16 protein-coding genes are annotated in these 24,589 nt (G+C 51.2%); 4 read left to right on the forward strand and 12 right to left on the reverse strand.

All coding sequences use genetic code 11. From position 1 onward, the window contains the following. Positions 1-16: 16 nt before the first annotated feature. Both KDN34_RS14670 and KDN34_RS14675 read right to left on the reverse strand, forming a co-directional pair. Positions 17-718: an amidotransferase gene (locus KDN34_RS14670; RefSeq protein ID WP_212594452.1), complete on the reverse strand. Its 702-nt coding sequence runs from the start codon at positions 716-718 to the stop codon at positions 17-19. 16 nt (positions 719-734) lie between these two features. Beyond that, positions 735-1,526: an SDR family oxidoreductase gene (locus KDN34_RS14675; RefSeq protein WP_212594453.1), complete on the reverse strand. Its 792-nt coding sequence runs from the start codon at positions 1,524-1,526 to the stop codon at positions 735-737. Between the two features lie 173 nt (positions 1,527-1,699). Here KDN34_RS14675 and ampC point away from each other — a divergent pair, with 173 nt between their 5' ends. Next, positions 1,700-2,878, forward strand: a complete 1,179-nt coding sequence (ampC, locus tag KDN34_RS14680; RefSeq protein WP_212594454.1) for a class C beta-lactamase — start codon at positions 1,700-1,702, stop codon at positions 2,876-2,878. Between the two features lie 97 nt (positions 2,879-2,975). On the opposite strand, the gene oadA is transcribed toward ampC, so the two are convergent. Continuing rightward, a complete protein-coding gene (oadA, locus tag KDN34_RS14685; RefSeq protein WP_212594455.1) occupies positions 2,976-4,781 on the reverse strand; it encodes a sodium-extruding oxaloacetate decarboxylase subunit alpha in 1,806 nt (601 codons plus the stop codon). 46 nt (positions 4,782-4,827) lie between these two features. Beyond that, a complete protein-coding gene (locus tag KDN34_RS14690) occupies positions 4,828-6,243 on the reverse strand; it encodes an acetyl-CoA carboxylase biotin carboxylase subunit (protein ID WP_212594456.1) in 1,416 nt (471 codons plus the stop codon). A 130-nt stretch (positions 6,244-6,373) separates the two neighbouring features. Between KDN34_RS14690 and KDN34_RS14695 the strand changes: the two genes are divergently transcribed. After that, positions 6,374-7,321 carry a LysR family transcriptional regulator gene (locus tag KDN34_RS14695; RefSeq protein ID WP_275483375.1) on the forward strand — a complete coding sequence of 316 codons (948 nt, stop codon included), beginning with the start codon at positions 6,374-6,376 and terminating at the stop codon, positions 7,319-7,321. 15 nt (positions 7,322-7,336) lie between these two features. Here the strand turns inward: KDN34_RS14695 and KDN34_RS14700 are convergent, their stop codons facing one another. The 7 genes from KDN34_RS14700 to KDN34_RS14730 form a co-directional block, all read right to left on the reverse strand. Further along, on the reverse strand, positions 7,337-7,825 hold the full coding sequence (locus tag KDN34_RS14700) for a GNAT family N-acetyltransferase (RefSeq protein ID WP_212594457.1): 489 nt from the start codon (positions 7,823-7,825) through the stop codon (positions 7,337-7,339). Between the two features lie 58 nt (positions 7,826-7,883). Further along, on the reverse strand, positions 7,884-9,287 hold the full coding sequence (locus tag KDN34_RS14705) for an efflux transporter outer membrane subunit (RefSeq protein WP_212594458.1): 1,404 nt from the start codon (positions 9,285-9,287) through the stop codon (positions 7,884-7,886). A gap of 4 nt (positions 9,288-9,291) precedes the next feature. Continuing rightward, positions 9,292-12,420: an efflux RND transporter permease subunit gene (locus KDN34_RS14710; protein ID WP_212594459.1), complete on the reverse strand. Its 3,129-nt coding sequence runs from the start codon at positions 12,418-12,420 to the stop codon at positions 9,292-9,294. Further along, the gene (locus KDN34_RS14715; protein ID WP_212594460.1) at positions 12,420-15,557 is read right to left on the reverse strand and encodes a multidrug efflux RND transporter permease subunit; all 3,138 of its coding nucleotides are present in this window, start codon (positions 15,555-15,557) and stop codon (positions 12,420-12,422) included. Before KDN34_RS14715 ends, KDN34_RS14710 begins: the two co-directional genes overlap by 1 nt. After that, positions 15,554-16,780 carry an MdtA/MuxA family multidrug efflux RND transporter periplasmic adaptor subunit gene (locus KDN34_RS14720; RefSeq protein WP_212594461.1) on the reverse strand — a complete coding sequence of 409 codons (1,227 nt, stop codon included), beginning with the start codon at positions 16,778-16,780 and terminating at the stop codon, positions 15,554-15,556. The genes KDN34_RS14715 and KDN34_RS14720 overlap by 4 nt, the downstream gene beginning before the upstream one ends. Positions 16,781-17,360: 580 nt before the next feature. Continuing rightward, the gene (locus KDN34_RS14725) at positions 17,361-19,766 is read right to left on the reverse strand and encodes a DUF2309 domain-containing protein (protein WP_212594462.1); all 2,406 of its coding nucleotides are present in this window, start codon (positions 19,764-19,766) and stop codon (positions 17,361-17,363) included. Further along, positions 19,763-21,133, reverse strand: coding sequence for an NADH-quinone oxidoreductase subunit L (locus KDN34_RS14730; protein WP_212594463.1), 1,371 nt, complete (start codon positions 21,131-21,133; stop codon positions 19,763-19,765). The genes KDN34_RS14725 and KDN34_RS14730 overlap by 4 nt, the downstream gene beginning before the upstream one ends. Before the next feature lie 108 nt (positions 21,134-21,241). Here KDN34_RS14730 and KDN34_RS14735 point away from each other — a divergent pair, with 108 nt between their 5' ends. After that, entirely contained in the window at positions 21,242-22,117 is an 876-nt protein-coding gene (locus tag KDN34_RS14735; protein WP_212594464.1) for a LysR family transcriptional regulator, read from the forward strand. A 146-nt stretch (positions 22,118-22,263) separates the two neighbouring features. After that, on the forward strand, positions 22,264-22,779 hold the full coding sequence (locus KDN34_RS14740; RefSeq protein ID WP_212594465.1) for a hypothetical protein: 516 nt from the start codon (positions 22,264-22,266) through the stop codon (positions 22,777-22,779). A gap of 194 nt (positions 22,780-22,973) precedes the next feature. Here KDN34_RS14740 and KDN34_RS14745 read toward each other — a convergent pair whose 3' ends face one another. After that, on the reverse strand, positions 22,974-24,437 hold the full coding sequence (locus tag KDN34_RS14745; protein ID WP_212594466.1) for an aminotransferase-like domain-containing protein: 1,464 nt from the start codon (positions 24,435-24,437) through the stop codon (positions 22,974-22,976). Between the last annotated feature and the right edge of the window lie 152 nt (positions 24,438-24,589).

Below are 24,589 nucleotides of genomic sequence, written 5' to 3' on the forward strand. Positions count from 1 at the left end.
TTTTTGCTGTTAGCACTCAAGCAAGAATAAAATCTGCCATCACCGCAGCAATTGCCAGCCCATCATGTGGCTGCTGATAGCTGATCAGTGCCTGTGCAGTTTTTTGCTCACCAATATCGACCCGCCGTTTTTCCAACAGCGCTTTACCATACTCGGGTACAAATTCCGGATGCCCCTGAAAGGTGAGGACCAAATCGCCAATATTAAATGCCGCGATTGGGCAAAAATCGTTACTCGCCAGTAAGGTTGCGCCTTCAGGCAATTGCGTGACCTGATCGCGATGGCTGCAGATGAGTTTGAAATCATTGGTGTTTGCATGCAGCCATTGCGGCCGATGGCACCACTGATAGTCCATTACCCCGACACCCCAGCCATTTTCTGCTCGTTGAGCCTTGCCACCCAAGGCATGCGCCAGCAGTTGATGACCGAAACAGATCCCCAACAGCTTTTGTCCTGCGGCATAACGGCTTCGCAAATAGTCCGACAAGGTATTAATCCACGGCAATTCGCTATAGGCATCGGCTTTCGACCCCGTAACCAGCATGGCATCAAACACCTCTGGCTCCTGGGGGTAAATGCCCTCAATCACACTGAAAATTTCACTTTCGACGGCAATGCCAGCGCTGGCGAACATCTGCTGAAACATCGATCCATAACCATGATATTGTTGCAAAAATTCTGGATGTAGCACGTCTGTTTGCAATATTGCAAGTTTCACAATAAACCCCTAAAAATTACCACACTGTTTTTATCTTGCCGCCATCCACGGCCAAAGTGACACCCGTGATATAACTGGCCGCTGGCGACAATAAAAATGCCGCAGCATTTGCAAATTCTTGCGGCTCTCCATAGCGACGCATCGGCAGTTCTGCTTCCTGTTGCTGCCTCACTTCGTCGGCTGAGATATTCAGGACTTGTGCGCGCTTTATATTGAGCCCGGTAAGGCGATCGGTATTGATAAGGCCCGGCATCATGTTGTTGAAGCGAATATTGTCCGGCGCGTACTGCTGTGACAGGCTTTTCAGCAGTGAGGTTACGCCGGAGCGCATCACGTTGGATAGCAACAGAATATCAATCGGTTCTTTCACCGAGGATGAAGTCACCGCCACCACCGAACCGCCCCCCAAAGATTTCATGGAGGGCAACACACCACGAATTAGCCGCACGGCACTCATCAGTGTCAGCTCGAAAGCTGCCCGCCAATCATCGTCACTAAACTGTTCAAATTGTCCAGGAGGTGGCCCGCCCGCATTCACTACCAATCCCGATACCGGCCCGAAATCTTCCAGCGTGGCGTGCACCCAGGCATCAATGCTTGCAACATCCTTGGCATCAAAACTGTAGCCTTTAACCAGCGCCCCCGTTTGCGCGGCAATCTGCTCTGCGGCAGCGGCGATCGCTACGGGATCACGACTGGCTATAGAGACGTTAGCACCCTCCCGCGCACACTGCAGTGCAATGGCGTAGCCTATTCCCTTACTGGCCGCAGCGACCATCACGGTCTTGCCCTGTAATGCTAAATCCATCTATGAATCTCCTGTGTTTCAGGTTATTCGCAGACACTATCACGAACGCTGATGGTTGCGAAGCTGCGCTAACGCTCTACCGTTTAAATGCAACTTTGCGCTGACAACAGGAGTTTGTACTATGAGATTTCGACACTCACGGCCGCTTACCGCTTCTGCCAAGGGAACTATCGATGAAACGCGCCACTTTGCTGTCAGCACTGATGCTCTCTCTGCTTTTCACCGGCGTCAGTATTTCTGCGGCTGCCACACCCCACCCAATTGACGCGATTAAACCGGTGGTCGACGCACAAGCTGCATGGTTGATGAACCAATACCAAATCCCCGGAATGGCTTTTGGCTTGACGGTTAACGGGACGGTGCATTATTTCAGCTATGGTTTAGCCGACCAACAAAGTAACACACCGGTGACCGAAAATACCTTGTTTGAATTGGGCTCAGTGAGCAAGACCTTTGCCGCTACACTCGCCTGTTATGCCGAGCAACAGGGGCGGCTATGGTTCAACGATAAAGTGTCCCGTTATTTGCCAGAACTCAGTGGCAGTGTAATTGGCAATACTAAGCTCATCGACCTGGCGACGTATACTGCCGGTGGGCTACCACTGCAATTCCCCGACACCGTGACCAATCAGCAACAGATGCTGGCTTACTTCCATGACTGGCAACCCATATTCCCGGCAGCAACCCAAAGACAATATTCCAACCCTAGTATCGGACTTTTTGGTTATATCAGCGCCTTGAGTTTACACGCGGATTACCGACAGTTGGTTGTGCAGCATATTTTTAAAAACGTTGGCATGACAAACAGTTACATCGACGTTCCTAAAGATATAATGGCGCAGTACGCCTATGGTTACAACGCCGAAGGTAAGGCAGTAAGAGTCAACCCAGGAGTGCTTGATGCTGAAGCGTATGGCATCAAATCTACCAGTGCGGATATGGTGCGTTATATTCAGGCCAACATGGGAGAACTCTCTCTGGCTCACGAAATCCAGACGGCACTCAATAACACTAAGACAGGTTACTACCGGGCCAGCTCGCTCATCCAGGGGCTAGCATGGGAGCTTTATCCCTATCCAGTGACATTGCTGACATTGCTGCAAGGAAATGCCGCAGAAACCATACTACAACCGCACCCAATAACCCCATTGTCGCCCTCTTTACAATCTCAGCAAGTGTGGGTGAATAAAACCGGTTCAACCGGCGGCTTTGGTGCTTATGTTGCGTTTATTCCCAGCCAACACGCCGGCATAGTGATCCTAGCCAACAAATACTACCCCAACACCGCGCGGGTTAATGCGGCGTACCAAATCCTCACAGCCGCTATGCGACCGCTACCACAAGGCCAATAACAGAAAGGCACCATCTCGCTAAATAACGGGATAGTGCCTTCATAAAGCTGTTGTGACTCACAGACACTGACCCTATTGCTTGTCAGTGCCGTGCAAACTAGCCGACGATTTCGACCAGTACTTCACCAGGATTGATACGATCGCCCTTCTTCACATAGATAGCTTTCACTTCACCGGCAACTGGCGCAGTCACTTCAGATTCCATCTTCATCGCTTCAGTGACCAGCAATGCCTGACCGACAGTAACCTGATCACCGACCTTCACCAGCACGTCCACAATGTTGCCTGGCATAGTGGTGGTGACATCACCCGGACCACTCGCCTGCTTACGCTTACCATTGTCAGCCACCAGCTCGTTTAATGGTTCAAAGACGACTTCTTCAGGGAATCCATCAATCGACATATAGAAATGACGCTTGCTGGCACTCTTAATGCCTACACCAGTGATATCAATATGGTAGGTTTCGCCATGCACATCGATAACAAATTCGGTCGGAATTCCTTCAGTCTGTGGTACAGCACCGGCAGCGGTGTTGGTAATCGGCAGTAATGGTTCGGGCTCCAATGTGCCTTCAGCACGTTCCAGCAGGAACTTACGGCCAATTTCCGGGAACATGGCAAAGGTCAGCACATCTTCCTCAGAGGTGGCCAACGAACCCACGTCCGCCCGCAGTCCTTCTAACTCGGGTTTCAACAGGTCTGCAGGACGAACATCGATGATCTCTTCCTTGCCAATGGCTCGCTGTTGCAGCTCTTTATTGATGGCACTCGGTGCTTTACCGTAACGCCCCTGCAGATACAGTTTCACTTCATTGGTGATGGTCTTGTAACGCTCACCAGCCAACACGTTAAATACCGCCTGGGTACCTACAATCTGTGAGGTTGGTGTCACCAGTGGAGGAAAGCCTAAGTCTTCACGGACTTTGGGGATCTCAGCAAACACTTCATTGATCCGATCCAATGCCCCCTGCTCTTTCAACTGGTTTGCCAAGTTAGACATCATGCCACCTGGGACCTGATTGACCTGCACGCGGGTATCAACGCCAGTGTATACGCTTTCAAACTGATGGTATTTCTTACGCACTTCATAGAAGTAGCTGCTGATTTCCTGCAACGCTACCAGATCCAAGCCTGTGTCGTATTCAGTGCCGCGCAATGCTGCCACCATCGATTCTGTGCCGGGATGACTGGTGCCCCACGCCATACTGCCGATAGCGGTATCAATATTATCAGCGCCGTTTTCAATCGCTTTCAGCTGACACATTGCTGCCACACCAGCAGTATCATGAGAGTGCACGAATACCGGCAGATCGAAATTGTCTTTCAGGGCTTTGACCAATTCGCCGGTCGCATATGGGGTCAACAAGCCCGCCATATCCTTCACCGCGATGGAATCGATACCCAATGCCACCATCTCACGCGCCTGTTGCACAAACTTCTCAGTGGTGTGCACTGGACTGGTGGTGTAACAGATAGTGCCCTGTGCATGTTTACCAGAAAGCTTCACCGCTTCGATAGCGGTTTTCAGGTTACGCACGTCGTTCATGGCATCAAACACGCGGAAAACATCAATGCCGTTTTCTGCAGAGTGTTTGACGAACGCCGCCACTACGTCGTCACTGTAATGACGATAACCCAGCAGGTTCTGACCTCGCAGTAACATCTGCAAACGGGTGTTAGGTAATGCTTTACGCAACTGACGAAGACGCTCCCACGGGTCTTCCTTCAAAAACCGCAAACATGCGTCAAAGGTTGCGCCACCCCAGACTTCCAGCGACCAGAAGCCCACCTTATCCAGTTTCGGGCAGATCGGCAGCATATCTTCGGTTCGCATCCGAGTCGCCAGCAGAGACTGGTGGGCATCACGCAGCGCGGTTTCGGTAACAGTGATTTTCTTGCTCATGTGTTCTTCTTCCTGAGCCGACAGCCTAACTGTCGGCAATCATCAGTTATAAGCCGGCATTCGCTGCAATCGCTGCCGCAATTGCTAACGCCAGTTGTTCCGGACGACGTTTTTCTGAGTAATCCATCAGTTCCGGATGCTCCTCCACAAAACTGGTATTAAATTGACCAGTGCGGAATTCCGGATTACGTAGGATCTGCGAATAGTAAGGCGCGGTGGTTTTCACCCCTTGCACCCGCATGTCATCCAGCGCCCGCAAGCTGCGGTCCAGTGCGTCTTCCCAGTTAAGCGCCCACACCACCAATTTCAGACACATAGAGTCGTAATACGGTGGAATGACATAACCGGTATAAATCGCAGTATCAGTGCGCACACCAGGGCCGCCCGGTGCGTAGTAACGGGTAATACGACCGAAGGATGGGAAAAAATTATTTTTGGGATCTTCCGCGTTAATACGGAACTGCAGCGCAAAGCCGCGATGGCGGATATCTTCCTGCTTCACTGACAGTGGCAAGCCAGACGCAATGCGGATCTGCTCGCGCACAATATCAATACCAGTGATCTGCTCAGTAATGGTGTGCTCCACCTGTACCCGAGTGTTCATCTCCATAAAGTAGATTTCATCACCGGACAGCAGAAATTCTACGGTACCTGCGTTCTCGTAGTTCACTGCCTGCGCCGCACGTACCGCCATTTTTCCGATATAAGCGCGTTGTTCCGGTGTCAGCTGAGTACTGGGCGCAATTTCGATCAACTTCTGGTTCCGGCGCTGAATTGAACAGTCACGCTCAAACAGGTGCACGGTATTGCCTAAGCTATCTGCCAGGATCTGCGCTTCAATATGCTTAGGGTTGATAATGCACTTTTCCAGAAATACTTCAGCGGAACCAAAGGCTTTAGTCGCTTCAGAAATCACGCGCGGAAACTGCTGCGTGAGTTCTTCACTACTGTTACAGCGGCGGATCCCACGTCCACCGCCACCAGAAGTGGCTTTTAACATCACCGGATACCCGATGCGTTCTGCTTCTTGCAAAGCTTCTGCGAGATCTTTCAGGTTACCTTCAGTACCAGGTGTGCAGGGGACACCCGCCGCCATCATGGTACGACGTGCCTCAGTTTTATCGCCCATACGCCGGATAATTTCTGCATCTGGACCGATAAACTTAACACCATGTTCAGCACACAACTCTGCCAGTTGCGGATTTTCAGACAGAAAACCATAACCGGGATGTAATGCGTCACAGCCCGCTTCCACTGCCAAACTCACCAGACGTTGCGGACTCAGATAACCTGCTAAAGGATCGTCGCCCAAACTATACGCTTCATCAGCACGCTTCACATGCAACGCATGACGATCAGCATCGGAATACACGGCCACCGAACGGATACCCATTTCTGCACAAGCCCGGATGATGCGCACGGCAATTTCACCCCGGTTGGCAATTAGGATTTTTTTAATCACAAATAGTGACCTCATTCATTATTAACTTGGATGATCCATGGACGATAAACCGTACTTCCATTTCTGAAATAATTAAAATTAATATTTATTTGGTTTACTATAAGGAATAAGTTATCTATTGAGAAAAATCGTGAGAAATTCCTACATGAGGATCACTTTGCGGCAGCTGCAAGTGTTCCGTACCGTCTGTGAACAACTTTCTTACAGCCGCACCGCAGACCTGCTGGGGCTCACGCAACCCGCGGTAAGTCAGCAAATACGCTTGCTGGAAGAACTCGTTGAAGAACCCTTGTTTGAGTATATTGGAAAAAAGTTATATCTCACTGATGCCGCAGAACATTTGTTTCGTACAACGAACGATATTTTTCAGCGATTGGACGAGCTGGATATGCAATTGTCGGAGTTACGCGGCACATTGAAAGGCAATCTGCGGATTGCTGCCGAATCCAGCGCTAAATATTTATTGCCCCATATTCTCGCGAGCTTTCAGCAACGTCACCCGGATATCCACTCAACCTTGAATGTGTTCAACCGTTCACAGCTGTTGAAGCGGATGAATGAAAACCGTGATGATTTAGTGATCATGACTAACGTACCGGAAGAGTTATCGCTGGAATTTATGCCGTTCCTGAAAAACCCGATTATTGCGGTAGCCAATCCGCGTCACCCACTGGCGGAGCAACCGGGCCCCCTCTCGCTTGATGCGCTCCCCGCTTATACGCTGCTCAGCCGCGAAAATGGCTCCGGTACGCGCAAAGCATGTGAAGAGTTTTTCCAACAAAAACGCATTCATTTCAACCACATCATGGAATTTAATTCGCATGAAGCACAACGTGAAGGGGTTATTGCCGGTCTTGGCATTGCCTTTGTGCCAAGACACTGTGTGTACCGGGAATTGCAGGATGGCTCCATCATCGAACTGCCCATTAAAGCCATGCCATTGTTACGCAGCTGGTGTTTAGTGCATCCACGCGGCAAGAAACTGTCACCGGTAGCGCAGGCATTAGAGGATTTCATTCGTGAAGAACGACAAGTGATCCGCGCCATTGCCGAGAAATTTGGGGTTAACCGGCCATAACGGCAAATCCATCGGCTAACTGGCGGTTTTCTGAAAAGCCATCCGCGGCGTGCCATCGCGCACATAGATGATGCCGCAATACTGGTAGCCGTTTTTGTCAATCACCCGCCGCATCGGCGCGTTATTCTCATGGGTATCGATACGCATGTTGCCGGTCTGCGCAAAACACCACTCCAGGCAATAGGTGGCGATACCCTTTTTGTTACTACGCACCGCAATCCGATGCAGCACGCCATAAGGCAGATCGTTGATCCATTCACCGCCATCAAGGTGCTGATAAGTAGGCTCCTGTTCCACCGCAAAATAAAAAGTGGCGACAGTTTCCCCATCATCCAGACACAGGTAACAGTGACCTTTTGTGATGCCTGCAGCAATCAACTCTCGCTGCGGATAACCATCAGCCCACTGTCCACCGTTCCCTGTTGCGACCATAAACGCTTTAGCGTGTTCATAAATCGCCATAATGGTATCGAGATCGGCCATGGTCGCTTTGGTTATCTGCACTGAAACTCCTTACATTTTTACCACACTACAATTATCAGCAACGGCGGTATTTGTCCGCTTATTCTGTTGCTGGCAACTGTTGCACATCCCAACCGCCACCGAGGGCGGCGATCAGTTTTACGCTGGTGAGCAATTGAGTGCCAACCAGCGACAACAGATTCTGCTGTGAATTGAGACTGGTGGCCTCGGTGGTTGCCGCATTCAGATAGCTGATCATCCCGGCCTGATACTGATTCATGGTGACTTTAGCCGATTCCATGGCGGCATCCGTTGCCAGCTTTTGTGCGACCATCTGCTTCTGCAGCGCGGCGGTTTCCGCCAGATAATCTTCAACTTCGGCAAAAGCTGACAACACGGTCTGACGATAGCTCGCCACCGAGGCGTCATAAGCCGCGCGGGCGTTATCGACTTCAGCACTGTTGCGACCAAAATCCAGTACGGAGCCGCTTAATTCTGGGCCAATAGACCAGACACGCGATGGCAAGCTGAAAAGATCCGACCACGTACTGCTTTGGTAACCACCTGTCGCCGATAACGTCAGATCTGGATAATACCCCGCGATTGCGACACCAATTGCCGCATTCGCTGAGGCGACACTGCGTTCCGCGGCGGCAATATCAGGACGTCGTTGTAATAACGCCGACGGGATGCTGCCAGGCACCTGAGGCAGATGATAGCTCAGTGGTGCCGGGTCAATTTTAAAGGTTGATGGCACTTTACCCACCAATACCGCAATGGCATGTTCATACTGCGCACGTTGCCAGGTGAGGTCGTATTCCGAAGCTTCGACACTGTGCAGCTGATTACGAGCCTGCGCCACATCCGCTTTGGATGACATCCCCGCTTTATACTGATTTTCGACAACGGTCAGATACTTACTGTAGATTTTGATGTTGGTATCGTACATCTCGATACGTGCATCCAGGATCCGTAACTGGAAGTAGTTCTGTGCTAACTCTGACTGCGCGCTTAACAAGGCATTGGCTAAATCGGCGGCACTGGCTTGCGCCGATGCGGTTTGCTCTTCGCGAGTACGACGCAGTTTACCCCAGAGATCCAACTCCCAACTGGCACTGCCGCTCACCTTCATGCTATTGGCAACCGCCGCCGAACTGCCGGAACGGGTAACCGAAGTGCCCAGATCAAGCTGTGGATACAGATCCGCCCCCGCGGCCTTCGCCATCGCCTTGGCTTGCGCATATTGCGCTGCATATTGCGCAACATTCTGGTTATTGATAGCGACCTGTTGTAGCAAGGATGACAATTGCGGGTCCTGATACACCGCCCACCATTCACCCTTTTGCTGTTGATCCTGTGGCTGCGATTGGCTCCAGCCCTGGGCTTCTTTGTATTGCAGGCAAGTTGGCGCCTCTGGACGTTGATAATCAGGGCCGACAGCGCATCCTGACAGCAATAACAGTGCGGCGCTAACGCCAGTTAATGTGAATTTTTTTACTATCATCAACTTATTCACCTAAGTGCATGGGCTCACGGGTGCCGTTGTCACGGCGAATAATACGGTGCCACAAGCGGCGGGAGGCCTGACTCATGCGATCCATGTACAGATACACCACCGGGGTAGTGTACAGTGTCAGGATCTGGCTGATCACCAGACCGCCACAAATTGCAATCCCTAATGGACGCCGTAAATCGGCATCACCACCACTGTCCAGCGCCATCGGCAGGGCGCCGAAAAATGCCGCCAGAGAGGTCATTAAAATGGGGCGGAAGCGCTTGATACAGGCTTCAAAAATCGCCTCCTCAGCCGTCAAGCCTTTGGAGCGTTGGGCATCCAGGGCAAAGTCAATCATCATGATCGCGTTTTTCTTCACGATGCCGATCAACAATAAAATACCGATCAGCGCAACCACGGTTAATGGGGTACTGGTCAGCTGCATCAGGATCAGCGCCCCAATCCCCGCAGACGGCAAGGTCGACAGAATGGTCAGTGGCTGTACATAGCTCTCGTACAACATCCCAAGCACGATATACACCGCCACCAGTGCCGCCAGGATCAGCAACGGAATATTGCTGATGAAGCTCTGTGCCATCTGGGCATTACCGGCATAACTGGCAGCCACGGTTGTTGGCAGCGCAATTTTCTGCAGCGCCGTTTGAATGGCCTGTTGCGCCTGCGCCAGGGTATAGCCGTCATTGGTATTAAATGCGATGGTCACGGTAGCCGAATGTCCCTGGTGCGCCACCGCTAATGGTGCGTTACCGCTGACAACGTGGGTAAAAGCACTGATAGGGATGACATCACCGCTGCTATTCACGATGTGCATATTTTGCAGCACTTCAGAATCGCCGGTGTAATCCTTGGTAAGGCCCATCACCACATAATATTGATTCAGCGATTGGTATAAGGTGGCAACCTGACGTTGGCTAAAGGAGTTGTTCAGCAACATGTCGAGATCTCTCACCGAGATCCCTTGCTGTTTCGCAGCATCACGGTCAATCACTAACCGCACTTCCTGCCCACCCACTTTTAAGTCAGAATCGACCCCGCTTAATTCTGGCAAGGCCGACAGCGCATCCTGTACTTTGGGCGCCCAGATTTCCAGCAGATCCAGATCATCCGCCTGCAAGCTAAGCTGATAGCTGGCATCAGCGCTGCGGCCACCAAAACGCAAATCACTAGCTGCGCGCAGGAAAAGCCGTCCGTCAGCATATTGCAACGCCTTTTGATACAAGCGATTAGCCACTTCTGAGGCACTGGCGGTACGCTCTGAGTACGGTTTCAGTCTGATGAAGAAACGTGCTTCGTTACGTGAGCCATGACGGCCACTACCAATAGAGCCCATCACGCTGGCAACTGCTGGGTCGGACTGGATCATCTCGGAGTATTTTTTCAGCCGTGGTTTCATCATCGCAAAGGATGTGCTTTGATCGGAACGCAAGCTGCCAAAAATAATCCCGGTATCCTGGGTGGGAAAAAAGCCCTTCTGCACCACGGCATACAGGTAGAAGTTAAACATGATGGTAATTAACAAACTCAGCAACGTCAGCCGTCGATGTTTCAGGACAAAGTGCAGCGATGTCTGGTATCCCCGATGCATTGCGGCCAAAAATCTTTCAATGGCGCGATAGAGACGGTTGGGCGTCGAAGACAGGGTTTGCCGACGTAAAATGCGGGAACACAGCATCGGTGTCAGCGTCAGCGACACCAGCATGGAGATCAGCAATGACACGGTCAGTGTCACGGCAAACTCGCGGAACAAGCGACCGACGATGCCCCCCATCAGCAGCAGCGGAATAAACACCGCCACCAGCGACAAGGTCATCGACAACACGGTAAAACCGACCTCTTTAGAACCACGCAGCGCCGCACGCACCGGCCCATATCCCGCTTCAAGATGCCGGGAAACGTTCTCCAGCACAACAATAGCGTCATCGACTACAAAGCCGGTGGCCACAATCAGTGCCATCAGCGACAGGTTATCCAGGCTATAGCCCAGCAGATACATCACCGCAAAGGTACCGATAATCGAGATCGGCAATGCCAGTGCCGGGATCAACAAGGCGCGGCCGTTACGCAAAAAGACAAACACCACCGCAATCACCAGACACACGGCAATGATCAGCGTATTTTCCGTTTCATGCAGCGATGATCGAATGGTGGGCGAGCGATCCATCGACACCACCAGCTGCGTCTGTTCTGGCAATAACTTTTGAAACAACGGCAACTGCGCTTTGACGGTATCAATGGTTGCCAGCATATTAGCGCCGGAAGCTAACATCACCGCGATGTTAATGGCTGGCTTACCGTTGTAGTAACCGATGTTGTACTCGTCCTGCACACCGTTATACACATCGGCGACATCGCCAAGATGGATAGCCGCACCGTTCACATAAGTGATGACCAGTTTTTTATAGTCAGCAGCATCCTGCAATTGATCATTACTGTTGATAGCCCAGGCATAACGCTCAGTCTGGATAATGCCTTTCGGACCATGTGAGGTAGCGTTGGTGATCGCCTGACGCACCGTGTCGAGTGAAATGCCGTAATGAGTCAGTGCCTGTGGATGCAGATCACCCCGCACAGCCGGTAACGAACTCCCGAAGATAGACACAGAGCCGACCCCCTGCACCTGTGAAATGCGGGTTTCCAGATTACTGGCGGCAAAATCGTACAACTCAGCCGCGGTTTGTTTGTCAGAGGTCAGTGCCAACATCATGACCGGTGCCGAAGACGGATTCATCTTACGGTAAGTCGGTAAGTTGGGCATGGAACTCGGTAACAGACTGCGTGCCGCATTTATCGCCGCTTGCACATCGCGGGCAGCACCGTCAATGTCGCGATTCAGGTCAAACTGCAACACAATACTGGTAGTGCCCTGAGAGCTGGATGAGGTCATTTCATTGACCCCAGCGATTTGTCCCAGCGCTCTTTCCAATGGAGTGGCAACGGTTGCGGCCATGGTTTTCGGGCTGGCACCGGCAAGGCTAGCCGACACCACAATCACCGGAAATGACACCGATGGCAATGTGGATACGGGCAGCAATCTAAAGCCGAGCACCCCGGCCATGATCAGCGCCATGGTCAGCAGCCAGGTAGCCACCGGTCGAAAGATAAACAGCCGCGAGAAGTTCATTACGCGTCTCCATTCATCGGCACATGGCGGTGACGCGCAAAACGGTCAAACAGCAAATAGATGACAGGCGTAGAAAATAGCGTCAGCAACTGACTGCAGATAAGCCCGCCCACAATCACCAAGCCCATCGGCTGGCGCAATTCGGCCCCGGAGCCGTGTGCCAGCATCAACGGCAAGGCCCCTAACAGCGCCGCCATGGTGGTCATCAATATCGGACGGAAACGCAATAAACAGGCTTGATGGATCGCGTTCCGCGGCGACAGGTGCTCCACTTGCTCTGCCTCCAGCGCAAAGTCGATCATCATAATGGCATTTTTCTTCACAATACCAATCAATAGGATCACCCCGATCAGCGCAATCAGGCTGAATTCGGTATTGTTGAACAGCAAGGCCAGAAATGCGCCGATAGCCGCGGTCGGGAGTGTGGACAGAATGGTCACCGGATGAATAAAACTCTCGTACAGAATCCCCAGAACAATGTACATGGTGACCACGGCTGCGAGGATCAGATACAGAGTATTGCTGGATGATTTGCTAAAGGCTTCCGCGGAGCCCTGATAGGTCAGAGTGATGCGTTCTGGCACCTGCAACGATTTCAATGTCTCGGCGATCGCTTGTTGAGCGTGCTCCAGGGCATAACCATCCGCCAGGTCAAAGGAGACTGTGACTGCGGGGATCTGTCCTAACCGCGCCTTCATCAGCGAGCCGGTTTTCTGGGTCACTGTAGCTACGTCAGTCAAACGCACCATTGGCGTGGTACTGACAGTGCTGCCAGTGGTGGAAGCCGTCGTTGTGCTGCTGGTATTAGTTCCCGCAATGTAGATGTCGCTAAGATTCTCAGGACTTTTCTGGAATTGCGGCGCGACTTCCAAGACCACTCGGTACTGATTCGCTTGCGTGAAGATGGTCGAGATCAGCCGTTGTCCATAAGCGTTATACAAGGCGGTATCGATATCCGAGGCAGTAATGCCATAGCGGGCGGCAACCTCACGGTTGATTGTCACATAGCTCACCCGTCCCTGGTTATCCAGATTGCTGACCACGTTTTCAAAACCGGGCTGCAGTTTTAATGCGGCGACCAGTTTCGGCGTCCAGGTTGCTAACTGGCTGCTGTCGGTATCATCCAGGGTAAATTGGTACTGGCTCGGCGTGAGTTGATCATCCACCGTCAGATCCTGCACTGGCTGCAAGTACAACTCAATGCCGGGAATGTCGGCCACGGTTGCCGCTAAACGTTTAATGATTGCTGGCGCCCGGTCACTGCGGGACTCAAACCCCACCAGACTGATCTGCAGCGAACCACGGTTGAGACTGATATTGTTATCGCCGTCCACCCCAATAGTGGAGCTGATGGTTTTCACATCCGGATCTTGCATCAGACGTTGCACCATCTGCTGCTGGCGTTTGGCCATCTCGCTATAAGACACATCGGCAGTGGCAATCGTGGTGCCGCGGATCATGCCGGTGTCCTGTGACGGAAAAAATCCGTGCGGGATCACCATATACAGCAATACCGTTAGCACCAAAATTCCTGCCACAGCAGTCAATGCCAGGCGCTGATGATCCAATACCACCGTCAACCAGCGGTCATAGCCGTTGAGCAAGCGATCGAACAGTTCTCCGCCTTTCTTATAAAAGCGGGTCTGCTCATTTTCCGGGATATGGCGCAGCAAGTAGGCGCACAACATGGGCGTGAGCGTCAGCGATACCACCATCGACACCAAAATCGATACCGACAAGGTAATGGCGAATTCACGGAACAACCGCCCCACCACGTCGCCCATAAACAGCAACGGGATCAATACTGCAATCAAGGAAAACGTCAGCGAGATAATGGTGAAGCCAATCTCTTTGGAGCCTTTTAAGGCAGCTTCCATCGGGGATGCACCTTTCTCCAAATGACGGGAAATGTTTTCCACCACCACAATCGCATCGTCAATCACAAACCCGGTAGCAATAGTCAGCGCCATCAAGCTGAGGTTGTTGAGACTGAACCCCGCCAGATACATCACGCCAAAGGTGCCGATCAAGGATAACGGTACCGCGACACTGGGGATCAAGGTAGCGGCAATCGTTCTCAGGAACAGGAAGGTCACCATGATCACCAATGCCACTGACAGCATCAGTTCAAACTGGACATCATCAATCGAGGCACGGATGGTCTGAGTACGGTCTGATAAAATGGTGAGATGCACGCTGTCGGGCAGCAGTGTTTCCAGCTGCGGCAGGCTGGCTTTAATCCGATCCACCACACTGATCACGTTAGCGCCCGGCTGGCGTTTGATCTGCATGATAATGGCCGGTTTTCCGTTAGCAGTCGCTAACAGGTACTGGTTTTCGGTGCCATCCTCGACGCTGGCAATGTCCTTCAAGCGCAGCGGTGAGCCATTTTCGTATTTGAGGATCAGGTTGGCGTATTCATCGGCACTGCGCAGCTGATCATTGGCATCAATACTGATGGAGTGATATTTGCTGTCAAAACCGCCTTTGGAACCATTGACGTTGCTGTTATTAATCAACGTGTAGATATCTTCCAGCGACAACTTATGTGCCGCCAGCGCCTGTGGATCGGCTTTAATTCTCACCGCGGGCTTATGTCCACCCGCCAGTGATACCAATCCCACGCCGGAGATCTGCGATAACTTCAGGGCAATGCGGGAGTTCAGCAAATCCTGCACTTTGGTCAGCGGCAACGTATCGGAAGTCGCGGCTATGGTCAGTACCGCACTGTCGGCCGGGTTCACCTTTTTATAGGTGGGCGGATTAGGCAGATCGCTAGGTAACAGACTATCGGCCGAGTTAATGGCTGCCTGCACCTCTTGTTCGGCCACGTCCAGCGATAACGACAACTCGAATTTCAGGGTGATAATCGACGCGCCGCCAGAACTGGTGGAATACATCTGACTCAACCCGGACATTTCGCCCAGCTCGCGCTCTAACGGTGCGGTGACTGACGTTGCCATCACATCTGGGCTGGCGCCGGGATACAAGGTGGTCACCTGAATGGTCGGATAATCCACTTCCGGCAATGCCGACACCGACAGTTGTTTATAGGCCACCAAGCCGGAAAGCAGCACTGCCACCATTAACAGAATGGTGGCAACCGGGCGTCGGATAAATAGCTGAGACGGATTCATGAACGATCCTGTTGCTGAGTGAGCACTTTCACTTGCGCACCATTGGACAGGTTATCCATGCCGGTAGTTACCACCTGCTCACCCACCTTAACGCCTTTGAGGATCACGATATTATCGTCATCGGCGTTCGGACCTGCCGTTACCTGGCGTTTTTCAACCTTGGCATCCTGACCGACCACAAACACAAAATCGCCATTGTCGCTAAGCTGTAACGCCGCTTTCGGGATCACGATGGCGTTTGCCAGCGTCTTCAGCTTCAGCTCAATATTGACAAATTGATTCGGATAAAGTTTTTCCGCTTTATTGTCGAAAGTGGCTTTCAGCTTAACCGTGCCGGTATTGGTATCGATCTGGTTACTGATGTACTTGAGTGTACCTTGGGCAATTTGGGCACTGCCGTTCTGATCGTAAGCATAAACAGGGAATGCCTCACCGGCGCGCAGCCCAGTGAGTACCGGTTGTAACTGTGCCTGCGGAATACTGAACGTAGCGGCAATTGGATCTGTCTGCGTAACGGTGACGATTTCGGTGCTATCGGCAGACACCAGATTTCCCGGATCGACCAAACGTAAGCCGACATAACCACTGACCGGCGCATGGATATTGGCGTAGTCGATATTCAGCTTTGCCGATGCCACTTGGGCTTCATCCGCTTTTACCGCGCCACGATACTGGCCGACGGTGGCAATCTGATCCTGCAGATCTTGCTGCGATAAGGAATCCTGCGCAAACAATCCCTGGTAGCGTTTCAGGGTGACTTCAGCGCTTTGCAGCAATGCCTGATTCTGTGCTAACGAGCCTTGATATTGCGCTAAGGTGGCCTGGTAACTGCGATCATCTATCTGCGCCAGACGCTGCCCCTTTTCCACATACTGGCCTTCTTCAAAGAACACCTGTTGCAGTTCACCGGTAACACGACTAGTGACCGTCACCGTACGATTGGCGATCACGGTGCCGAGGGCTTTCAAATAGACATCCACATTCTGCGTGGCAGCCGTGCCAACATATACGGCATTTGGCCCACGGCTGAACATGCCCGGCGGCCCACGACGTGATGACGATGCCGCCGCAGATTGCTTTTGCGCCATCGGCGCAGTGCCAGCTTCGGTGCTGGCAGAATGGAAATGCTTCCAACCCAGCCACCCCAACACCAGCAAAACAATCAGGGTGATGATAAGCAGGGAACGACTTTTCGTGTTTTTGGCAACCGTGTTATTTGTCATTGCTGAACCGTATCCATCGGGCTTGTTTATATGAGTGACCCGCATCTCATCTCCGCAATAACATCGCGGTGAACCAGCGGACATCGCAATCTATCCGTATCACCAAATGCTCAGACAAAGGTCACTATCTAGTAGAATGGTTCTGTGACTTTATTGAGACCTTTAAGTTCAATAAACGAGCCCCCAACTCCGCCCGCTATTAAAAACGTCAGTATCTCGCTAAAGCCCAGCATGGCTGGATCTATACCATATTCTGAGCGGGCTTTCTTGTGGGGGATTGTTGCAGGATATTACGGTGCATACATTAATTGACTTTTCCATAATGGCACTGCATCAGCTGCGATGAAAATTCGATTAACACAGTGGAATGAGGTCATTTTTTAAAATTTCAGCAAAATACTTTGGATACACACTGTTACAACAATTTGCCGCGATGATCTCGCCACTATCGTCAGCCAACGCTCGGGCGTCATAGTAAAATGATGACGCTACGAGCCATGTTAAATTAACGCGTTAGCTTTTCCATGGATAACGCAAGTTTGCGGATAACCAACGCCGTTGCTGTCAGTTATTGCAACCGCTACTGTTCAATCCATTGCTGTTGCTGGTAGTACCAAACGCGCTGCTGCTGATCCAGCTGATACAGGAATAACCAACCGTTATTGACCAAGGATGCCACATCTGCATGTTTTGCCATTATCGCTTCGATCGCCGCCTTAGGTGCTTGAATAAAGGCACTGAGTCTGACCGGTTGATGGCGATATTGCTTGCCATCATGTACTGATTGCCTTGACAGGCCGATGCGTAAATCGCCGCCATTGCCTTCAAATACCCCGATATGCCCGCCGACTACGTTATGCAGCAGTTTATTGCCGCTGCCATATTTTTCCGGAGCCGTCACCGAGGCGTAATATTGCAGATTAATCCAATTCATCACCAGCAACGGCGCCGTCATAATCTTTTCTAACTGCGTAAACTCTGGATCTTCACTGACGTGATATTCGTGCAGAAATGCCCGGCCGCCAAAGTTCAGTTTGCGGGTCAGACTCCGCGGCGCAATAAACACCCCGGCGTTATTACATAACCCCCATTCTGGCCGCATCTGTGCCCAACTGGTTGCACGCTGCTTAAAAAACCGCTTCGCTGCCGCATTGCTCTCAGTTGCCGGGGCCTCAAATTGGGTCATACGCGCCAATCTGGCTTGTTGCCCAGCGCCAATAATCCACCTGCGCCATGGCGCATCAGGGGCGTCGAACACAGTTATCTCATCCGTAGTCGTGTTATGCATGGCCGCGTAAAACTGGGTATCCACAGGAACCGTCACCCCAAAACTTGGCATTTGTGCCCGGACCTCAGCTTCGTTCAACAGATGAGCTAACACTTTGACGTTCACCTCACCAGTCTGGCCCCCACAGGCACCACAATCGAGGCTGGAAGCAGTATGGTTGTTACAGGTCTGGCTGCCATGGCCGGTAAGCAATACCACTTTCGCCAACCGCTGACTGATCCCCATCGCTTTTAGTATACCCGCGCCTAACTCAGCTTTTTCCGTGGCACTAAGCAGTTGTTGCTGTCGCACCAATTCCCATTGCTCGTTATGTCTCACATCGCGGTTGACCGGATTTTCAGTACCGTGCTGTAACACCACTCGCTTGAACAAACTGACTAACTTTAACAGGCCGCCAGCTTCCACCATTCCCAGATTGGAAGAAGGCTTTTCCAGACTGCTTTGCCACCCCAGTTTAGTCAGACGCAGGATACGTTCTGGTTGCTTATGGGTTTGTTTGGCAATTAACTGCGGTGCCAGCAACCCCGGCAGTTGTGGTCGTAAAATGCTGCCATCGTAGGTCTGATAGGCGATAGGGATACCAAAAAAGCCGGCGAAGCCGAGTGTCTCGATGTCACTGGCTTGCGCTTCCAATGCCCGACGCATCGGTTCAGAACGCACGTCAATACAAAAGATGGCTTGCAGTTCCGGGCGCGCCAGTTCTGGTGTGGGAGTGACAGCTTTCACTTGCGCTATCCAAGGCGATTGCACACTAAGCTCCAACGCGCGCTGCCATAACCACAGCGGCGCCAATTGTTGCTGCGCCAGCTGATAAAACGCCTCCACATGACTTGCCTGATGATGCAGTGTCTGGCGGATTTTCGCTGCAGTTGATGCGTCATGCTGAATGAGCCATTGCATTAACACCGTATCCCACGCCAGCAGTATGGCGGTTAATCCCAAGGTGTGTGGCACATTGATCGGCTGCTTCGCCAGTCCGGCTTGCCAATCTAACCAGGATTGCCAACCGGCCCAGCCTGACAGTTGATGCAGTGATGCGCGCATGAAGGCATAGGCTCCGGAGTCACTTTCCCAGATCGATTGCCAGTTGACACCAAGCTCATCAAACAGCGCGGAGACGCTGTCCGGCAAGGCGCGAAAATGGGCTAAGAGGTCAACACCTAACAAGGTGTTAATCCCCTTGTCACGGGCCACCACTTCTAACCAACTCTGATACAAATGTTCGCCATTTTTACCATGGGCATCAAAGCGTTCAGGATATTGATGGTAAAGCCCGATAAACTGGCTCACCTGCTGGACGATTTCCTGTGCCCAGCTATGTCCCTGTGCCGATGGAATGGTTTCATCCATCAACATCGCCAGCGTTTTCCAGCGTACCGAGACATCGGTATCGCCGTGCTGAATATCTTCCTGCAACTGCGCCAACGTTAGTGGCGAATGCTGTTCAGTAATCGCCTGCAGCAGATGTTGCGCGGTGATCTGCTGCCCCCAATGCTGACGGTAATAGCTTTTACACATCAACCCGGTCTCACCCGTGAGTACCGCTTGTTCGGCAAAGGTGCGCTCAATCTGTGCATGCCGCTGCGGCCACCAAGGGTTTACCGCAACCGACTGGTCCAAAGGGAAGGCCGGGGCAATCGAGGCCGATACTAGCTTGGCAATATCCAGGGGTGAACATGCTATCTGTTGCTCAATCATTGTTTTGCCTCAGCGTTGATGTGCCACTGTGCGTGTTGCAATTGCAGTAGTGAAGTGCTGGGCCACAATTTCAACGTTAAACGAGTCGCCCATTCATCGAGATAAGCTCCGGCATTCAACCAGATAAACAAGCGCTTCACCCAGTGCACATGCGGCCAGTATTGCAGGGCCACCGAGAGTGCAAACAGGCTGAAAAACAACAGGGCAACAAAACCATCAGCGTAAGGATTCAGTGGCGCATCCACGCCCATCAGCGCGGCCAAATGGTGTTTAGCGGTGGTATAGAGCGTTAGTAACGCCGAAGCAAACAGTAAGGTGATGATAATACGCGGCAGACTGCCGCTATCCCAACGTGTCACGCTCGGCACCAACAGCGCGCTTAATGCAAACCAGACCAACACGGTCGCGGCCATGCTAGTCATTACCGCAAACTGCCATTGCGCCACCAGCAGCAACAAGGCAGATAGTGTCAGCGCCAAACTCCAATGCCGTACTTTAGGTTTGATTTCGCCCGCCAGTTTAGCGGCCAAGTAATGGTTAACGGTGCTGCCGCTGTTGAGAAATGAGTAAGATTTATAAAAGGAGTGGGCAAACAGATGTAGCAGCGCCATTTCGTACAATCCAAGCGCAATCTCCACCAACATCAAGCCCATCTGAGAACTGGTGGACCAGGCCAGTTTTACCTTGACGCTGATACGCGTGGTACTGACCAGTCCGGCAATGGTGCTGCTGACGCCTGCGAGTACCACCAGCAACCAACTGGCAGTGGCACTGGCTGCCAACACTGGCGCGAAAAACAATAGTAAAATTCCGCCGAGATTGACGATACCGGCATGCAGTAGCGCTGAAACCGGGGTCGGCGCCTCCACCACCTGGATCAACCAGCCATGCATGGGCAACTGCGCACATTTAATCAGTGCCACCAACGCCAGTAACACCGCCGCGAGGGTCAGTTGCGGGCCGCCATGCGCTTGCGCCACCTGCAGCATTAAGTCATGGATATTTGCCGTGTGAAACTCGCTGTATAACGTGATAAAAGCTGCGGCTAATAACAGTTCGCTGAAACGTGCTAACAAGAATTTTTTGTGGGCAGCCAATTGCGCTCTTGGACGCAGCGGATAAAACAGGATCAATCGATGTAAGCAGAGGCTCACGCTTACCCAGGCAGTCCAAAACAGCAGCAACTGATTGCTGATGATCACCAACACCACAGCACTGATAGTCATCATCAATGCGCGTAAAAAGCGGCCGCGATCAGCTTCGCCAGCGAACGCCACCCAGCTATAACGCACAATCGTGATACCGATAATCGCCACTAAACCCAACAACATGAGTTTGAGCGGTGTCACCAAAAACAGAGAAAACATGACGACTCTCATACATTTAACAGTGGCGGTATTTTGAATCGCTGGTTAAATTAAGTAAAATATATAATAAATTAGTAATCGTTCTATTTTACAGAACTATAAACACTCATGAGCCGACTGAATTACCATCATCTCTATTACTTTTGGCAGGTGGCACAGCAAGGCAACCTGACCCAAACCGCGCAAAAGCTGCACATCTCGCAGTCGGCACTGTCATTTCAAATCAAACAGTTAGAGCAAGCGTTAAACGTCGAGTTGTTTACCCGTCAGGGGCGCAAGTTACAACTAACCGAAAGTGGCTATCATGCGTTGAACTACGCCAATGAGATTTTTAAAAACGGCGAAGAGCTGGAACAACTGCTTACCAGCGGGACGACACTGCCCAGCGCGACCATCCGCATTGGTATGCTTTCCACCATTTCCCGTAACTTTATTGAGCAGTTTATTCAACCGCTGCTCACTCAAAACGACGGCCGTTTCTCGTTGCAGTCGATGAGCCAAACCGGCCTATTAAACGCCTTGGCCGAGTTACAACTGGATATGGCACTCACCAATATCCCGGTGCGCGGCTCCAACAACGATAACTGGCAAAGCCGGGTGTTAGCGCGCCAACCGGTAGCAATCATTGGCCCATCCGGTTTAGATTTAACCCCGGTATTTGACGAACGTTACCGCCATCGCCGCTGGGTGTTGCCCTATGGCGAAAACCCGTTGCGTTCGGCGTTCGATGCCTTTGCCGCCCAGTATCAACTGCAACCGGAAGTTGTGGCTGAATCCGATGACATGGCGATGCTACGTCTGTTAACCCGAGATACCGGCGCGCTGGCGGTGATGCCGGAAGTGGTGGTCAAAGACGAAATCGATTCGGGGGAGTTAAAAAACTATATGTTGCTGCCCAACGTCTATGAAAACTTCTATGCCGTAACTGCCAAACGCCGGGTAGTCCATCCTAAATTGGGCATGTTGATCCGGCCACTTAACTGACCTCAGGGCCGCTAAACCGGGTAACTGTTTCCGGCTTTGGCTAAAAGTTGTTATTCAGGTCTTAGAAATCTAAACCAGAAATGTTGTTTACTTAGAGCGGTTTGAAAACCTCAATGATGTGATAAAAATACAGAGAGTCGGCCCACATGAAAAAATCAATACTGCTTTTATCATCCCTGTTGCTGTTCGCGGGATGTTCCCCAAAGTCCACAGATCAATCCAACCTGTTCAGTGTTAAGGTGCCTCAATCAATCAAGATCACTTCGATGGACAAAGCCAGAGAATTACTGGACTTCGGCGGTATGTACAGTTTCTGTGGTGCTTACAGTAAGTTGTCAAAAAATGCTGATGTACCGGGACATGCAGACGAATATTTGGGTATGGCTGACAATATTTTTGCGTTGGTGCGTAACGCTGACTACACCGGTGACGGATTTGACAAAGCGGATCACCAGGTCATCGATTTATGGAAAAAAATGAAGAATATAAATGACATAGTTAATACCCAATTAACGAAAAAGATGGCAGCGAATCCGAAGATGGGCGTGAGCGACGTTTATGCCATTATCAATCAGAAAAAAGATGACCAACATAAGGTGAGCTACACTTGCAGCACTGTCGGTACGGCCTTGAAAAGTTTCCTGGAACATCCTCAAAGCTAATATTATTCACCTGACACAGGCATTCAGCGGGCGGCGAGACACTTCGCCGTGCTGCTGACACCTGGTAAACAATCATGCAGCTAACAGCGTGTTGCGGCTGAAATTTGCACGCGAGCGCAACCCGCTGTTGGATTATCAAAGTGAGGCCATTAAGCACATTGCAGATGCGTAATGAATGCCTCAATAAAGAGGCACTAGCGGCTATCTTCCGTGGCAGCAGTCATGGCTTTTTGCAGTACCTTGAGGAATTTGGGGTCATAAGGCCGTGTCACATTAAAGCGCATATAGGCTTTGCCCTCCTCGCTACCAAAGAACAGTTTACCTGGCGCGGTCATATATCCCTGTTGGTATAACGCTTGCTGCAGCTGTTCACTGTCAATATGTTCACCAAAGTAACACCAGAGAAAGAGCCCCTCTTCACCATCCCCCACCTTAAGGCCGAGGCTTTGTAGTGCCGCGCGTGCATGTTGGCGCGCGTCTGCCAGACGATGGATGATGCGTTTACAGCTTTTGTCATACTCGCGAGAGGACAGCAATTGGTATACCGCGTATTCAGTAAACATTGATGAAGCCAGCACCTGCGAGGACTTAAACAGCAGTAAAATATCAATGATCTCTTTTTTCGCAGCCACATAACCGACACCTAGCTGCGGCGTTAATACCTTGGAAAAGCCGCCAATTTGTATCACTCTCTGGAACTGATCCATGGCGGCTAACTGCGACACCGGATGGTCCAAATAACGACTACTGAAGTCAGCGTAGTTGTGGTCATCAATGATTAAAAAATCATATTTTTCAGCCAGTTTAAGCAGATTAAATGTCTGTTGTGGCGACAGAGTGTCACCCATAGGATTTCCCATCACCGAACTACAGTAAATCGCGCTAACGGGTCGCGATTGGCACAACGCTTCAATCTTGTCGAAGGCATCGGCTTGTTGCAGTGACGGTACTCTTTCAATCTGCATGCCACGCGACATCAACTGGGTACTTAACATAAAGCTCGATGGCGCTTCGATAATGACGCAACTACCAACATCAAACAGCGATGCGGTAACCAATCCCAACGCTTCATGAGCACCGGATGTCAGTAACATCTGCTCTCTGGTTAATGACAAATTGTTGCTTGAGAAGCGCTTACATAGGTATTCCAACAACGGTGGATAGCCTGCTGCTTCGGTAAAATTGCCCAACTCACGCAAGTTGTGTCGTAATGAGGCACGTAGCGCGGTGGATAACTGTTTTTCTGGCAGCCAAGATTGCGGTAAGCAACTGCTGCCATAGTTATTGCTTGCAGGGACATCCGCGAACAGGACCAATTTCCACGCTTCTTGTTGCTGAAATTGGATATCACTGCGTGGTGTTACCGGCTTTAGCATTCGCTCAGCAGCACAAACGAAGTATCCCATGCCCGGACGAGATTCAATCAAGCCGTAAGCGGTAAGACGATCATAGGTTCTGATGATAGTGTCACGACTAAGCGATAGTGATTGCGATAGTTTGCGGATGGACGCCAGCTTACTGCCGCTGGGATAAACCTTATTTACGATTTTACTGCGTAGCGCCTCAAATAGCTGATCGCAGAGGTTTTTTCCCTGTTTGCGATTAGCCTCAGCGTGCATCTGCTGTGGGTCAAGAGGATAAAGCAGATCGTCCTGCATCTCGATGATATCCAGCGTTAGTTAACTGTTATGATCAAACTAGCATAACGGTTTGACCAAAATAGTCACTAACTGTACCGACCACTAAGCAAATTTGTTGGGTATATTTTGCTCAGATTCACCATAAAACAAAAAATTAACATATATAAAAA

Source organism: Shewanella yunxiaonensis, from assembly GCF_018223345.1.
Classification (GTDB): Bacteria; Pseudomonadota; Gammaproteobacteria; order Enterobacterales; family Shewanellaceae; genus Shewanella; species Shewanella yunxiaonensis.